Source organism: Microbispora sitophila (genome assembly GCF_014892245.1).
GTDB lineage: Bacteria > Actinomycetota > Actinomycetes > Streptosporangiales > Streptosporangiaceae > Microbispora > Microbispora siamensis.
In genome coordinates, this window is record NZ_JADBGC010000014.1 from 160,883 (window position 1) to 175,165 (window position 14,283).

16 protein-coding genes are annotated in these 14,283 nt (G+C 71.9%); 11 read left to right on the top strand and 5 right to left on the bottom strand.

Going from position 1 to position 14,283, the window contains the following annotated elements:
• Positions 1-4: 4 nt before the first annotated feature.
• The 3 genes from IL992_RS25675 to IL992_RS25685 all read right to left on the bottom strand — a co-directional run bounded on the left by IL992_RS25675 (position 5) and on the right by IL992_RS25685 (position 3,832).
• Positions 5-1,261, bottom strand: a complete 1,257-nt coding sequence (locus IL992_RS25675; protein WP_193205928.1) for a class I SAM-dependent methyltransferase — start codon at positions 1,259-1,261, stop codon at positions 5-7.
• Between the two features lie 25 nt (positions 1,262-1,286).
• Positions 1,287-2,657, bottom strand: a complete 1,371-nt coding sequence (locus IL992_RS25680) for an FAD-binding oxidoreductase (protein ID WP_193205929.1) — start codon at positions 2,655-2,657, stop codon at positions 1,287-1,289.
• Positions 2,658-2,845: 188 nt separating this feature from the next.
• The gene (locus IL992_RS25685; protein WP_193205930.1) at positions 2,846-3,832 is read right to left on the bottom strand and encodes an NAD(P)-dependent oxidoreductase; all 987 of its coding nucleotides are present in this window, start codon (positions 3,830-3,832) and stop codon (positions 2,846-2,848) included.
• A gap of 75 nt (positions 3,833-3,907) precedes the next feature.
• Between IL992_RS25685 and IL992_RS25690 the strand changes: the two genes are divergently transcribed.
• The 6 genes from IL992_RS25690 to IL992_RS25715 all read left to right on the top strand — a co-directional run bounded on the left by IL992_RS25690 (position 3,908) and on the right by IL992_RS25715 (position 7,037).
• Positions 3,908-5,026 (top strand): CaiB/BaiF CoA transferase family protein, encoded by a 1,119-nt coding sequence (locus IL992_RS25690; protein ID WP_193205931.1) that lies wholly within the window; start codon positions 3,908-3,910, stop codon positions 5,024-5,026.
• Positions 5,027-5,112: 86 nt separating this feature from the next.
• The gene (locus IL992_RS25695) at positions 5,113-5,760 is read left to right on the top strand and encodes a nitroreductase family protein (RefSeq protein ID WP_193205932.1); all 648 of its coding nucleotides are present in this window, start codon (positions 5,113-5,115) and stop codon (positions 5,758-5,760) included.
• 13 nt (positions 5,761-5,773) lie between these two features.
• Positions 5,774-5,962, top strand: a complete 189-nt coding sequence (locus IL992_RS25700) for a hypothetical protein (protein ID WP_193205933.1) — start codon at positions 5,774-5,776, stop codon at positions 5,960-5,962.
• Complete coding sequence (locus IL992_RS25705; RefSeq protein ID WP_193205934.1) at positions 5,935-6,207, top strand: ABC transporter permease; 273 nt, start codon at positions 5,935-5,937, stop codon at positions 6,205-6,207. Before IL992_RS25700 ends, IL992_RS25705 begins: the two co-directional genes overlap by 28 nt.
• Before the next feature lie 30 nt (positions 6,208-6,237).
• On the top strand, positions 6,238-6,471 hold the full coding sequence (locus IL992_RS25710) for a helix-turn-helix transcriptional regulator (protein WP_079316115.1): 234 nt from the start codon (positions 6,238-6,240) through the stop codon (positions 6,469-6,471).
• Positions 6,468-7,037, top strand: coding sequence for a hypothetical protein (locus IL992_RS25715; RefSeq protein ID WP_193205935.1), 570 nt, complete (start codon positions 6,468-6,470; stop codon positions 7,035-7,037). The genes IL992_RS25710 and IL992_RS25715 overlap by 4 nt, the downstream gene beginning before the upstream one ends.
• Here the strand turns inward: IL992_RS25715 and IL992_RS25720 are convergent.
• On the bottom strand, positions 7,019-7,528 hold the full coding sequence (locus IL992_RS25720; RefSeq protein ID WP_193205936.1) for a GyrI-like domain-containing protein: 510 nt from the start codon (positions 7,526-7,528) through the stop codon (positions 7,019-7,021). The two genes, IL992_RS25715 and IL992_RS25720, sit on opposite strands and share 19 nt — an antisense overlap.
• Before the next feature lie 104 nt (positions 7,529-7,632).
• Here IL992_RS25720 and IL992_RS25725 point away from each other — a divergent pair, with 104 nt between their 5' ends.
• The 5 genes from IL992_RS25725 to IL992_RS25745 all read left to right on the top strand — a co-directional run bounded on the left by IL992_RS25725 (position 7,633) and on the right by IL992_RS25745 (position 13,662).
• Positions 7,633-9,072, top strand: coding sequence for a GuaB1 family IMP dehydrogenase-related protein (locus tag IL992_RS25725; protein WP_193205937.1), 1,440 nt, complete (start codon positions 7,633-7,635; stop codon positions 9,070-9,072).
• Between the two features lie 50 nt (positions 9,073-9,122).
• On the top strand, positions 9,123-9,836 hold the full coding sequence (locus IL992_RS25730) for a YrzE family protein (protein WP_226873768.1): 714 nt from the start codon (positions 9,123-9,125) through the stop codon (positions 9,834-9,836).
• A gap of 147 nt (positions 9,837-9,983) precedes the next feature.
• Complete coding sequence (locus IL992_RS25735) at positions 9,984-10,358, top strand: FKBP-type peptidyl-prolyl cis-trans isomerase (RefSeq protein ID WP_079316111.1); 375 nt, start codon at positions 9,984-9,986, stop codon at positions 10,356-10,358.
• 191 nt (positions 10,359-10,549) lie between these two features.
• Positions 10,550-12,079, top strand: coding sequence for a glycosyltransferase family 39 protein (locus IL992_RS25740; protein WP_193205938.1), 1,530 nt, complete (start codon positions 10,550-10,552; stop codon positions 12,077-12,079).
• Positions 12,080-12,135: 56 nt separating this feature from the next.
• On the top strand, positions 12,136-13,662 hold the full coding sequence (locus tag IL992_RS25745; RefSeq protein ID WP_193205939.1) for an ATP-dependent DNA ligase: 1,527 nt from the start codon (positions 12,136-12,138) through the stop codon (positions 13,660-13,662).
• Positions 13,663-13,681: 19 nt separating this feature from the next.
• On the opposite strand, the gene IL992_RS25750 is transcribed toward IL992_RS25745, so the two are convergent.
• Positions 13,682-14,224 carry a DUF1707 and DUF4870 domain-containing protein gene (locus IL992_RS25750; RefSeq protein WP_193205940.1) on the bottom strand — a complete coding sequence of 181 codons (543 nt, stop codon included), beginning with the start codon at positions 14,222-14,224 and terminating at the stop codon, positions 13,682-13,684.
• Positions 14,225-14,283 lie beyond the last annotated feature (59 nt).

Genomic DNA, 14,283 nt, shown 5'->3' on the forward strand with positions numbered 1-14,283 from the left:
ACGTTTACGGCCAGTCGAGGGACGGGCGCAGCGGAACGTGCGACTGTCCCTCGTCGAGCCGGACCCCGAGCACCTGGTGCAGCTGCACCTTGTTGCGCTCGAACCCGACGACGCAGCCGGCCATGTAGAGCCGCCAGACCCGGGCGGTGCCCTGGCCGACCTCCTCGACCGCCTCGTCCCAGTGGGCGTCGAGGTTCTTGCACCACTCGCGCAGCGTCAGCGCGTAGTGCTCACGCAGGTTCTCCTCGTGGCGGACCTCGAAACCGGTGTCCTCCATCTGGCGGATCAGGTAGCCCACCGACTCCAGCTCGCCGTCCGGGAAGACGTAGCGGTTGATGAAGCCGCCCTTGTTCAGGGTCTTCTCGGTGCTGGTCGGGCGGGTGATGCAGTGGTTGAGCAGGCGCCCGCCCGGCTTGAGCTTGCCGTACAGGAAGGAGAAGTACGACGGCAGGTTGTCCTTGCCGATGTGCTCGGTGAGGCCGATCGAGCTGACCCGGTCGAAACCGGTTTCCGCGACGTCGCGGTAGTCCATGTAGCGGACCTCGGCGAGCTCCGACAGCCCGGCCTCCGCGATGGCCTTCTGCGCCCACTCGGCCTGCTGGCGCGACAGCGTGACACCGAGGCCCTTCACGCCGTACTCCTTGGCCGCGTGCATGACCATGCCGCCCCAGCCGCAGCCGACGTCGAGCAGCCGCATGCCGGGCTTGAGGTCGAGCTTCTTGGCCACCAGATCGAACTTCGTGTACTGCGCCTCCTCCAGCGTCGCGTCCTGCCGCGGGAAGACCGCGCAGGTGTACGCCATGGAGGGGCCGAGCACCCACTCGTAGAAGCGGTTGGAGACGTCGTAGTGATGGTGGATCACCTCGGCGTCGCGCTGCTTGGCGTGCCGGCTGCCCAGCTTCGCCAGCGTGCTCTGCCGCGCCTCCTGCGGCGGCGGCTGGACGCGCATCAGCAGCGGCTTGATCCCGAGCGAGCGGATCGCGGCGACCTTCTCGCTGAGCGGCAGGTCGTTCAGGGTCAGCGACCACATCCGGTCGAGCAGGGTGTACATGTCCCCGTGCACGTCGATGTGGCCGGAGATGTACGCGCGGGCGAGGCCGAGCTCTCCCGGCGCCTGCGCGAGGTAGGCCACCGCCACCGGCGACTTCACCTCGATGCGGAGGTCCGCCCCCGAGGATCCGGCCTTGCTGCCGTCGTAGGCGACGAACTCGACGCCCGCGTCAGGACCGACGATCTTCTCGAAGATCTTCGCAAGAGTCATTGCATCTCTCCCGACGTCTCGACGCCTACCGGCCCCTGACGCACTTGTCATAGAGGTCCAGCAACCGGCCGCCCGGGTCGTAAGCGCGTTTGACCGGCCAGTAGGCGTCTCCGTTGTAAAGCCGCCAGAACTCCTCACGCTCATAGAAAGAGGTGGAGTACAGCGACTTGTGGCCGTCGAGCGAGTGAACGGCCCGCTCGATCAGCCGGTTGTAGTACCCGTCGTATTGGCCGCGCGGCAGCGGAACCATGCCCCAGAAGCCGAAGTTCACGTACAGGCGGCCGGGCTCCAGGGGATAGAGCGCCCACCGGTCGGTCGCCTTGAGGGGGCACATCCACACCGGGGTCATGCCGACCTTGTCGTGGAAGACCTCCAGGAACTCGGCGGCGCGCTCGATCGGCACCTCGACGTCCTGGATGACCGACTCGTGCACCGGGTTGTTCCGCCAGCGGTCGATCCGGGCGGTAACGCCGTACCTCTGGTCGAGGCCGACGAGCTTGCGATAGACGTCCGACCGCAGGTAGCGGCGCGGGAGGAGCGAGCGGACCAGCGGCTGCTGCACGCCGAAGGCGCGCGAGCACCAGAACCAGTCGGTGTCCCAGCGCCACAGGTAGTCGCGCACGGTCAGCCAGTCGCGGACGCGGCTGCGGATCGACTGGTAGTAGATCCGCATGCCGGTGTAGTCGGACGTGTAGGGCGCCCGGTCGGAGAACGAGCCGACCGTGATGTACAGCTCGTCGGGACCGAAGAACGTGCCGTCGACGAAGTCCACCTGCTCGCCGTCGTGCTCGCGGCTCTCGCAGATCTCCTGCATGGCGAGCATGCACTTGTCGGCGTCGTTGAAGCGGATGTGCGTCAGCTTGACGTACGGCTTCACCCGGGCCAGCTTGATCCGGATCCGCAGGGCGTAGCCGAGCGTGCCGTAGGAGTTGGGGAACGCGTGGAACAGGTCCGCGTACTCGTTGTCGGGCCTGGCCACCACGATCCGCCCGTCGCCGGTGAGGATCTCCAGTTCCTCGACCGACTCGTGCGGCAGGCCGTCCTTGAAGCTCGTCGACTCGATGCCGAGGCCCGTGACCGCGCCGCCCAGCGTGATCGTCTTGAGCTGCGGCACGACGTACGGCATGAGCCCGTACGGCAACGTGGCGTCCACCAGGTTCTCGTACGTCGTCATGCCCTGGACCTCGGCCGTCATGGTCGCCGGGTCCACGTGGATGACCTGGTCCAGATCGCGGGCGGACAGCGTGGCCGTCTTGGCCGGCGCGCGGAAGCGGAACAGGTTCGTCGTCGCCTTGGCCAGCCGGGGAGCAGCGTCCTCGGGAATGGCCGCGTAGGAGTCCCTGATCTGCTCGACGGCCTGCTGATGGGCGGTCATACTGGCCGTGCGCTCTGGCATGACACCACCCCCATGGATCGTAGTGATCGCCTCTTGGCACGCTATCCCCGGAGGGGAACGCAGACCAGAGTAGACACGTTACGCCCGCGAAAACTATCTGGAATTCCCGCGACGCCCCGTCGGCGTAGATCGTATCCTGCCCTTTTTCATCGCCTCCGCCGCCCCTGCCGTAACTGTGGAAACCGTCATTACCTGGGTTGACGCCGGCGGACGAGCGGGTCGGCGCCGTTGACCACGTTGACGACGGGACGGCCCTCCAACGCCGCGGTGAGGTTGTCCAGCACGCACCGGATCAGCCGGGTCGTCGCCTCGGGCGTGACCCCGGCCGCGTGCGGCGACAGCAGGACCCTGGGGCAGGAGCGCAGCGGGTCGTCCGGCGGCGGGGGCTCGCTGTCGTACACGTCGAGCGCCGCGCCGGCGAGGTGGCCGGACTCCAGCGCGGCCAGCAGCGCCGCCTGGTCGACCACCCCGCCCCGGGCCGCGTTGACCAGCACCGCCCCCTTCGGCATGCGGGCGATTCTGCCGGCGTCGATCAGGCCGCGGGTCTCCGGAGCGAGCGGCACGGCCAGGACGAGCACGTCGCTGCCCGCGACCAGCGCGTCGAGGTCGAGATGGACCGCGCCGTACGACTCGGGCTTGGGCGTGCGCGACCAGTAGGAGACCCGGCAGCCGAGCGCGCCGAACAGGCGGGCGCAGGCCGCGCCGATCGGTCCGAAGCCGATCACTCCCACCCGGCATCCGGCGAGCTCGCGGCGCTGGTAGGCGAACTGCGGCCACTCCCCCGCCCGCATGTCCCTGTCACCGTCCGCGAGGTGGCGCAGCAGCGCCAGCGCGGCGGCCAGGCACCACTCGGCCACCGCGGCGGCGTTCACCCCCGCGGTGTTGGCGAGGGGCACCCCGGCGCGGGCCAGCGCCTCCGGGTCGTGCCCGTCCACGCCGACCGACGGCTGCTGCACGAACGCCAGGCGCGGCGCCAGCCGTACGGCCTCGGCGTCGAGGGCCAGGGCCCCGCTCCAGTCGCCGACGACGATCTCGGCCTCGGGCAGCGCGTCCAGCAGCGCCGCGCGGTCGTGGCAGGCGGGGACCCGCACCTCGACGCGACCGTCGAGCTCGGCGAGCAGGCCGCGCACCGCGGCCTCCGGAAGCGGTGGCAGAGCGAGAACATTCCACGTCACGGGCGCAGTCTCGCACGCCTACAGAAACATGTTCTACTTGTCGCGTGAACTGATGCCGCTACGAGGAGGGCGTGGATGGAAGAGTCGCGGGGACCGCTGGCGGGGATCCGGGTGCTGGAACTGGCCGGTCTCGCGCCCGGGCCGTTCGCCGGGATGATGCTCGCCGACCACGGCGCCGAGGTGCTGCGGATCGACCGGGTGAAGGCCGTGAGCGACACCCCGCGCCGCGACGTGATGGACCGCGGCAAGCGCACGATCGGCCTCGACCTCAAGTCCCCGGAGGGGGTCACCGCCTTCAAGCGGCTGGCCGAGCGGGCCGACGTGGTGATCGAGGTGTTCCGGCCCGGGGTCGCGGAACGGCTCGGCATCGGGCCCGCCGACCTCCACGCGGTCAACGAACGCCTGGTCTACGGCCGCATGACCGGCTGGGGACAGGACGGCCCGCTCGCCTCCACGGCCGGGCACGACATCGACTACATCGCGATCGCCGGGGTGCTGTCGATGCTGGGCCGCGAGGGCGGCAAGCCCACCCCGCCGATCAACATCCTCGGCGACTTCGCCGGCGGCGGGCTCATGCTGGCGTACGGCGTGCTGCTGGCCCTGCTGGAGCGCGAGCGCACCGGGCGCGGCCGGGTGGTGGACGCCGCGATGGTGGACGGCGCCGCGCTGCTGTTCTCGATGTTCTACGGCGGGGTGCACTCCGGCCATTGGGGCCCGCGCGGCACCAACCTCCTCGACACCGGCGCCCCCATGTACGACACGTACGAGACGGCCGACGGCGGCCATCTCGCCGTGGGCGCGCTGGAGCCGCGGTTCTGGGCGGAGATGCTCGCCCGGATGGGCATCGACGACATGCCCGACCGCGACGACCGGGCGAACTGGCCGGCCATCAGGGAACGGCTGACCGAGGCGTTCCGGTCGCGCACCCGGGCCGAGTGGGAGGCGGTCTTCGAGGGCTCCGACGCCTGCGTGTCCCCCGTGCTCGACCCGCGCGAGGCCGTCCGGCATCCGCACAACCAGGCGCGCGGCACGTTCGTGGAGATCGGCGGGCTGCCGCAGGCCGCGCCCGCGCCCCGGCTGGCCGGCGTGCCGCGCGGCGACCTGGCCCCGGCCACCCGGCTTCACGATCTGAGCGCCTGGGGCCTGCCCGACGACGAGGCGAAGACCCTGCGCACCGCCGGCGTGCTGGCCTGACCGTCTCCCCCGACCGTGCCGGCCTGAACGCGCTGCCCTGACCCCTGCTCCCCATTTCCCCCGCGACGATCGAGGAGTTCCCCGACATGGACCTTTTCGAGGCCCTCTACACGACCCGCGCCATGCGGCGGGTCAAGCCCGACCCGATCCCGGCGGAGGTCCAGGAACGCATCCTGGACGCCGCCGTCCGCGCCCCCAGCGCCGGCAACACCCAGGGCTGGCGGTTCCTGCTGGTGGACGATTCCGAGGTGAAGTCCCAGCTGGGCCCGCTGTACCGGGACGCGCTCGGCAGGCTGTTCGAGGGGCACTACAAGCCGATGCGCGAGCGGGCCGAGGCGACCGGCGACACCCGCACGCTCAACGTGCTGCGGTCGGCGCAGCACCTGGCCGACCACTTCGAGTCCTATCCCCTGCTGATGTTCGCCTTCACCCGCAACGACCCGAGCGGCGGTTCCATCTACCCCTCGGTGTGGAGCGCCCAGCTGGCCGCCCGCGCCTTCGGGGTGGGCAGCGCGCTGACGTCCGTGCTGGGACTGTTCCACGGGGCGGAGACGATGCGGATCCTCGGTGTGCCCGAGGACAAGGGCTGGCAGGTGGCGTGCATGGTCACCTTCGGCTACCCGACCGGCCGCTGGGGGGTGGCCCCGCGCCGCCCCGCCCACGAGGTCGCCTACCGCAACCAGTGGGGCGAGCCGGTCGGCTTCGAGATCCCCGAGCCCCTCTGGACGCCCTGAGCCGATCATCGTCTTGTTCATCGGGGACAACAACGTGCCCGGCGCACCTGTGTCCATGGCGGCGTTCATGACGCCGGGTTTCCCGGCGTGGGTCCTGGTGCTGCGCACGCCGGCCGTCATGCCCATCGGCGCGATGATCGGCAGCCGGGTGTCCGGCCCGAAGGCGGCCGGCCCATGCTCGCCCTGCCGTCGATGCTCCTGATGCTCGTCTCCGGGGTAATGTTCCCGCTGGAGTCGCTGCCCGGGGTGGTGCGCGGCATCGCCCGGGTCTTCCCGCTCTACTGGCAGGGCCTCGGGCTGCGCGTGGTGTTCCTGCCCGGCTCCGTCCTCGCGGCCGAGCTCGGGCACAGCCGGCCGCTCGGCCGGGCGGCGGCCGTTCTGGGAGCATGGGCGGTCGGCGGTATGGTGCTAGCCCCCTGGTTGCTGCGCCGGGTCCGCGGAAGATGAGCGGACTCATGGGCCCGACGGAGGTGAGACGTGGCCGAGGAGCCTGTGTTCAACCGCATCGCGGTGCTGAGGGCCGACCGCGGCGTCTCGCGCCGCGATCTGGCCGCCGCGCTCGGAGTGCACTACCAGACGGTGGGCTACCTGGAGCGGGGCGAGTACAGCCCGAGTCTCCACCTGGCCCTGCGGATCGCCGAGTTCTTCGAGGTGCCGGTGGAGGTCGTCTTCTCCCTCAAGCCGTTTCCCAAGCTGGGGAGCGCGTCGTGAACCTGCGCGAGCGCTTGAATCTCCACGTGGCCCGCTCGATGGAGCAGGACCGCCTCGTGGCGCTGCACCGCACCCGGCGGCGGCGCCGCCTGCTCGTCGTGGCGGGCGCGGCCAGCGTGCTGCTGCTGTGGGCCGACGCCGCGGTGTCGTGGGCGATGGCCCCGAGCGACACCGCCGTCCGGGCGAACCTCGTGCTGCTCGTGGTCATGCTGGCGATCTACATCCCGGTCGTGACCGCGCTGAACAGTGCCACCCGCGGGCTCGCCTCGCTGCCGGAGAGCCACCTCGACGAGCGGCAGGTCGCCGAACGGCTCCGGGCGCACACGTTCGCGAACAGGGTGATGCGGCTGATCCTGGCCGGCCTGGCGGCGTTCGTCGTGGTCGCGACCTGGAGCGAGGGAGAGAAGTCCCAGATCCCCGCCGCGGCCGTGTTCCTCGGCGTCTTCGCCCTGTGGTGGACGCACTTCCTGCTGCCGTTGCTGGTCGCCGGATGGCGGCTGCCCGACCCGCCGCCCGACGACGACCGGGACGACGAGCAGAGCGCCGATCAGGCCGGCGTCGCCTGAACCTGCGCCGGGGGCCCGGAGGGCTCGCCGAACGACGGCAGCGTGGCCACGAAGAGGTCGACGCCCCCGGGGTGGTGGATCTCCAGGTCGGTGGTGAAGGCGCGGGCCGGGGTGCCGCCCGACTCGGTGTGCTTCCACACCTGCTGCCAGGCCTCGACGAGCGCCCCCGGCATCGGTCCCCGCGCCTCGAACAGCAGCGCGGGCACACCCGGCACCCGCACGGCGACCATGCCCTCGGGCAGTCGCGCCGCCGTGCGCACGGCCACGCCGACGATCTGGGTGTAGGCGCCGTTGTGGTCGCTCTCGTAGTCGGTCAGCACGGCGTACAGGTTCTCGTCGATCCGGCCGGGCACGTGCGCGAAGGCTCCGGGCGCTCCGGCACGAGCCCACAGGCCCGGCAACTGGGCGCGGGCCTGGTCCGCCTCCGCCGCGTTGGTCGTCCGTACGGCATAGCCGACGACGAGCGTCTCCGGACGGTCAACGATGATCACATGCTCTCCTTTCAGGCGAGGTCAATGTATCCCGTGTCCGGGTCTGCTCCGGCGTCGGCCGGGAATGCCGGATATGACCCGCTCACAACGTAGGCTGGACAAACGTGCGATTCCTCAATGATGTGACGCCGCCCTACGATCTCACGTACAGCGATGTCTTCATGGTGCCGTCCCGTTCCTCGGCCGGGTCGCGCCTCGCCGTGGACCTGTCCACCGGTGACGGAACCGGCACCACGATCCCCATCGTCGTCGCCAACATGACGGCCGTCGCGGGCCGCCGCATGGCCGAGACCGTCGCCCGGCGCGGCGGCATCGCCGTCATCCCCCAGGACATCCCGATCGACGTGGTGGCCGACGTCATCGAATGGGTGAAGAGCCGCGACCTCGTCCACGACACGGCCATCACCCTCACTCCCCACGACACCGTGGGCGAGGCGCTCACCCTGCTGCCCAAGCGGGCGCACGGCGCGGTCATCGTCGTCGACTGGGAGAACCGCCCGGTCGGCGTGGTGACCGAGGCCGACTGCCACGGCGTCGACATGTTCACCCAGCTCTCCCAGGTCATGACCGAATCACCGCAGACGCTGCCGCGCGGCGTCGATCCGCAGGCCGCGTTCGAGGCGCTGCACGAGGGCCGCCACCGGCTGGCGCCCGTGGTGGACGAGGACGGCCGCCTGGTCGGCATCCTCACCCGCACCGGGGCCCTGCGCTCCACCCTCTACCAGCCCGCCGTGGACGCGCGCGGCCGCCTGCGCGTCGCGGCTGCGGTCGGGGTGAACGGCGACGTGGCCGCCAAGTCCAAGGAACTGCTCGACGCGGGCGTCGACGTGCTCGTGGTCGACACGGCGCACGGCCACCAGGAGAAGATGATCTCGGCGCTGCGGGCCGTACGGGCGCTGGAGCCCCCCGTGCCGGTCGCGGCGGGCAACGTCGTCACCGCGGAGGGCGTACGCGACCTCGTGGAGGCCGGGGCCGACATCGTGAAGGTCGGCGTGGGCCCGGGCGCCATGTGCACGACCCGGATGATGACCGGCGTGGGACGCCCGCAGTTCTCGGCCGTTCTGGAATGCGCGGCCGAGGCCCGCCGCCTGGGCCGGCACGTGTGGGCCGACGGCGGCGTGCGCCACCCCCGCGACGTCGCGCTGGCGCTCGCCGCGGGAGCCTCCAACGTCATGATCGGTTCGTGGTTCGCCGGCACGTACGAGTCGCCCGGCGACACCCGCACCGCCCCGGACGGGCGCAAATACAAAGAGAACTTCGGCATGGCCTCGGCCCGTGCCGTACGGCTGCGCACCGCCGAGGACTCGCCGTTCGAGCGGGCCCGCAAGGCACTGTTCGAGGAGGGCATCTCGACCTCGCGGATGTACCTCGACCCGGCACGGCCGAGCGTGGAGGACCAAATCGACGCCATCGTGGCCGGTCTGCGTTCCTCCTGCACGTACGCGGGCGCCACCACCCTGGAGGAGTTCCACGAGCGGGCGGTGGTCGGCGTGCAGAGCGCCTCCGGCTACAGCGAGGGCATGCCGCTGCACCAAAGCTGGTGACTTCTCCTATTCCGTAGAGGAATATCGAGCTCTCTGGGGGTAGTGCGTTCGTGTACCGACCGCACTACCCCGCGGAGGCGATCATGCAGTACTCCCCGGCCGGAGGGCCGGTCAGTCCGGCGGCCGACAGACGGCTGCTGGTCAGTTACGACAACTACGCGGCGGCGCAGCGCGCCGTCGACACCCTGTCCGACGCCGGGTTCCCGGTGGAGAACACCGCGATCGTCGGCAGCGACCTGCGCCTGGAGGAGACCGTCACCGGGCGGCTCACCAACGGCAGGGCCGCGCTGTCCGGCCTGATCACCGGCGCGGTGTTCGGACTCATCGTCGGCCTGTTCCTCGGGCTGTTCACCTCGGCCACGACCTCGTTCTTCGGGCTGGTGCTGTGGTCGATCCTCTGGGGCGCCATCGCCGGCGCCGCCTTCGGCTTCACCAGCCACGCCTTCACCGGCGGGACGCGCGACTTCTCCTCCAGGAGCTCGATCGTCGCCGGGCGCTACGACGTGCTGGTGGCCTCTCCCATGCTCGACCAGGCTCAGGCGCTGCTGCAGGGCGGCGTGCAGCCGGCCGACACCGTCGTGGTCCAGCGTCCGCCGTCGGCCGGGCCCGTCACGTCACCGGTCGCGGCGGGTGACACCGCTCCGCAGGCCAGCGGCTACCCGGCGACCGAGGCGCGTGCGGATGAAGTGCGTGCCGAGGAGGTCCGTGCCGAGGAGGCGCGCGACGACGACCGGGCGGGCCTGTCGAGGGGCCGTCGCCCGTAACCCTCGTCTTCCTCTGGAATCACGACGCCTTCCCCACCCCGCGTGGGGAAGGCGTCGTCGTGTCGGCCGTCCCCGGTAGAGTCGTCAGCCGGCCGGAACTTCCGGCACGCGAAGCGCCTTGGGGCACACAGAGAACAGGAGGCCCACGTGGCACTGGAGAAGCCCGAGATCGACTTTCCCGAGGGCGCGCCGCCCGCGGACCTGGAGATCGTCGACCTCGTCGAGGGGGACGGGCCGGAGGCCAAGCCCGGGCAGAACGTGACCGTCCACTACGTCGGTGTGGCGTTCTCCACGGGTGAGGAGTTCGATGCCTCCTGGAACCGCGGCCAGCCGTTCCAGTTCCCGCTCGGCGGCGGCCGGGTCATCGCCGGCTGGGACCGCGGCGTGGCCGGCATGAAGGTCGGCGGACGGCGCCGTCTGACGATCCCCCCGCACCTCGGGTACGGCAACCGCGGCGCGGGCGCCCTCATCAAGCCCGGCGAGACGCTCATCTTCGTCGTCGACCTGCTCGGCGTCGGCTGACCGGGACACCGGTGCGGCGACGGCGGCGTTCCGGATTCGGGGGTAGGAGGGCGCGAGCGGTTCGAGGATGATGGCCGCGTGGACGATGCCCTCCCGCACCACCACCCCACGGGCCCCCTCGGTCGGGGTCCCTCCGAACGCGGCCGCCCGCAGGACGGCCCCCTGCGAACGCCGGCTTCCGGGAGGCCGGCGTGACCGCGGACGACCGGGTGACCGGCGGCACGCCGGCGACACGCGACGACGCCGGCAGGGCGGCCCCCGGCGGTGACGTCCGGGCGGGCGCTCCGCTCACCGGGCCGCCCCGGGCCGTGGTCGCGATCGCCGCCGCGACCGTGGCCGTGCTGCTCGCGGTGAGCCCCTGGTACGGCTACCACCGCGACGAGCTGTACTTCCGCATGCTGGGTGAGCGACCGCGGCTCGGATATTTCGACACCCCGCCGCTGACGCCGATGATCGCCCGGGTGTCGACGGCGATCTTCGGGGACACGGTCGTCGCGCTGCGGATCGTGCCCGCCCTGTGCGCCGGGGCCCTGGTCGTGCTCGTCGCGCTGGCCGCCCGCGAGCTTGGTGGCGGCCGTGCGGCCCAGATCCTCGCCGCGGCCGGTACGGCCACCTCCGTGCTGCCTCTCGTGGCCGGTCACGCCCTGCTGACCCTCACCCCCGATCTCGTGCTGTGGAGCGCGGTCACGCTGTGCCTGCTCCGGGTGCTGCTCGGAGGGGACGGGCGCTACTGGCTCTGGGTGGGGGCGCTGTCCGGGATCGCCGCGTACAACCGCGACCTGATCGTGGTGTTGCTGGGCAGTGCCGGCCTGGGCATCCTCGTGGCCGGCCCGCGGGAGGTGCTGCGGGACAGACGACTGTGGGCCGGCGCCCTCCTGGCTCTGGCGATCGCCTCACCCAACCTGCTCTACCAGGCGACGCACGACTGGCCGCAGTTCCAGATGGCCGAGGCGCTGAGGATCGACGAGGGCGCGGACAACCGCGCCACCTTCGTCCCCCTTCAGATCGTGCTGCTCGGGCCCGCGCAGGCGGTGGTCTGCGTGGCCGGCTGGCTGCGGCTGTGGCGGAACCGGCGGGTCCGCTCTCTCGCCATCGCCTACCCCGTGGCCTGCGCGCTGGTCCTCTGTTCGGGAGGCCGCCCCGACTACACCGGCGCGTTCCTGCTCTACCTGTTCGCGGCCGGCTGCGTGACGGCGGCCGGGTGGCGGCGGCGGGGAGTGCTGGTCGCGGCGCTGGCGGTCGACGCCGTGGTGGCGGTGGTCGTGGCGCTGCCGGTCGTCCCGGCGGCGTCGCTCGCCGGCACGCCGGTCGCCGCCATCAACGAGGTCGCCCGTGAGTCGGTGGGCATGCGCGACCTGGCGGCGCAGACCGCCCGGGTGGTGAACGGCCTGCCCGCCGGCGAGCGCGCCGGTGCGGTGCTGCTCGCGGCGAACTACGGCGAGGCCGGCGCGCTGCGTCGCTGGGCGGGCGAGTTCGGGCTGCCCGCGGTGTACAGCGGCCACAACGAGCTGTGGTGGTGGGGGCCGCCGCCGGAGGGGACGCGGGTGGTCGTGTCCGTCGGCTACCCGCCCGCCGAACTCGGCACCGTCTTCGCCCGCTGCACCCTCGCGGGCAGGCTGAGCGGGATGCCGGGCGAGGAACAGGGTGTGCCGATCACGGTCTGCCGCGACCCCGTCCGGTCCTGGCAGGAGCTGTGGCCGCGCACGCGCCACTACAGCTAGTCCGTGTCCGACCCCCGGCCTGGGCATCTGCCGCTATGGTGAGGCAGGATTACGGTGTGTTGCTGATCGACCTTGCCAGGACGTCCGCGGCCGTCGCCGCGGACTCGGCGCGGCTCGCCAAGATCAGGCACCTCGCCGAGCTGCTCGGCAGGGTGGGCCCGGACGAGGCCGAGATCGCCATCGCCTACCTGTCGGGCGAGCTGCCGCAGCGCCAGATCGGGGTGGGCTGGCGAAGCCTGTCCGACCTCCCCGAGCCGCGTCAGATCGCCACGGCGACCCTGACGCAGGTCGACGCGCTGCTTGAACGCGTCAAGTCGCAGTCCGGGGCCGGTTCCCAGGCCGCGCGCCGGGAGCTGCTCGGCGAGCTGTTCGGCGCCCTCACCCGGCAGGAGCAGTCGTTCCTGCACCGGCTGCTGACGGGCGAGCTGCGCCAAGGGGCGCTCAACGGGGTGATGATCGAGGCGGTCGCCATGGCCGCGAACGTGCCCGCGGCCGAGGTGCGCCGGGCCCTGACCCTGCGCGGCTCGCTGCCCGCCGTCGGCGCGGCCGCGCTGCGCGGCGGCGTCGCGGAGCTGAAGGCGTTCCACCTGGAGGTCGGGCGGGCGGTGGCGCCGATGCTCGCGCAGAGCGCGCCCAGCGTGACCGCCGCTCTGGAGAAGGCCGGCGTCCCTGCCGCCGTGGAGTGGAAGCTCGACGGCGTGCGGGTCCAGGCCCACCGGTCGGGCGACCGGGTCGCCGTCTTCACCCGCACGCTCGACGACATCACCGCGCAGGTCCCCGAGCTGGTGGAGGCCGTGCTCGGCCTGCCCGGGACCGATCTCGTGCTCGACGGCGAGGTCATCGCGCTGCGCCCGGACGGCCGCCCCGAGCCGTTCCAGGTCACCTCGGGCCGGGTGGCCAGCAGGACCGACGTCGCGTCGCTGCGCGCGACCGTGCCGCTGACCGTCTTCTTCTTCGACGCCCTGCGCGTGGGCGGCGCCGACCTGCTCGACCTGCCGGACGAGGAGCGGCACGCCGCGCTGGAGGCCGCGGTCCCGGCCGAGCTGATCACCCCTCGGCTCGTCACGGCGGACGCCGAGGAGGCCGAGGCGTTCTTCGGCGACGCCGTACGGCGGGGCCACGAGGGCGTCGTGGTGAAGTCGCTGCGCACGCCGTACGCCGCGGGCCGGCGGGGGGCGGGCTGGGTCAAGGTGAAGCCACGGCACACGTTCGACCTGGTCGTGCTGGCCGCCGAATGGGGCAGCGGCCGGCGCCGGGGCTGGCTGTCCAACCTGCACCTCGGCGCCTACGACCCGGAGACCGGCGGTTTCGTGATGCTCGGCAAGACGTTCAAGGGCCTCACCGACGAACTGCTGACCTGGCAGACCGAGCAGTTCCTGCGGCTGGCGGAGGGGCCGGTGGACGGCTACGTCGTCACGCTCAAGCCCGTGCTGGTCGTGGAGATCGCCTTCGACGGCGTGCAGCGATCGAGCCGTTACCCCGGCGGCATGGCGCTGCGGTTCGCCCGCGTGCTGCGCTACCGGCCCGACAAGCGGCCCGAGGAGGCCGACACCGTGGCCGCGGTCCGCGCGCTCATGCCCTGACCCGCAGTCACTCCACGATTTACTTGATCAGGCGGATGGTCAGCGGGTAGCGGAACTCGGTGCCGGCGAGCGCCGACACCCCGCCGACGATGCACAGGACCAGTCCGACGACCCAGATGACCGGCAGCAGGACGACGCCGACGACGGTGAACGGCAGCAGCACCGTCGCCCCCAGCACGGTGAGGTGGAAGTTGAGCGACTCCACCGCGTGCTTCCTGATGTAGGGGGACGTCCGCCCCGCGGTCACCATCATCAGCAGCGGGCCGATGATGAACAGCCCCAGCAGCGCGAACAGGTGCGAGGCCGCCGCCCCGACCCGGTCTCCCCCGTCCGGGACCGCCGCGGCCCGGTACGAAGGCGGCCGGGGGACGTACGCCGGGCGGGTGCCGTACAGGTCGTTCATGATGGGCACGAGATCGGCGTGCGTGCGCGCGGTCATCGCCAGGTGCAGCCGCTCGTCCATCTCGTGCTTGTCGAGCCTGCCCTCGGCGTAGGCCGCTTTGACGTGCTCGACCACCTGTTCGCGGTCCTGGTTGGTAACGCGCAACTGAGGGTGTGGCATCGGGGCACGGCCCGGCCACGGTGGTGTCGCTGCCGCGGGCATCACAGCATCGCCTTCCG

Excerpts from the sequence above, each read along its gene's own strand:
- IL992_RS25675 (WP_193205928.1), bottom strand. The coding sequence starts at position 1,261 with ATGACTCTTGCGAAGATCTTCGAGAAGATCGTCGGTCCTGACGCGGGC.
- IL992_RS25680 (WP_193205929.1), bottom strand. The coding sequence starts at position 2,657 with ATGCCAGAGCGCACGGCCAGTATGACCGCCCATCAGCAGGCCGTCGAG.
- IL992_RS25690 (WP_193205931.1), top strand. The coding sequence starts at position 3,908 with ATGGAAGAGTCGCGGGGACCGCTGGCGGGGATCCGGGTGCTGGAACTG.
- IL992_RS25695 (WP_193205932.1), top strand. The coding sequence starts at position 5,113 with ATGGACCTTTTCGAGGCCCTCTACACGACCCGCGCCATGCGGCGGGTC.
- IL992_RS25705 (WP_193205934.1), top strand. The coding sequence starts at position 5,935 with ATGCTCGCCCTGCCGTCGATGCTCCTGATGCTCGTCTCCGGGGTAATG.
- IL992_RS25750 (WP_193205940.1), bottom strand. The coding sequence starts at position 14,224 with ATGCCACACCCTCAGTTGCGCGTTACCAACCAGGACCGCGAACAGGTG.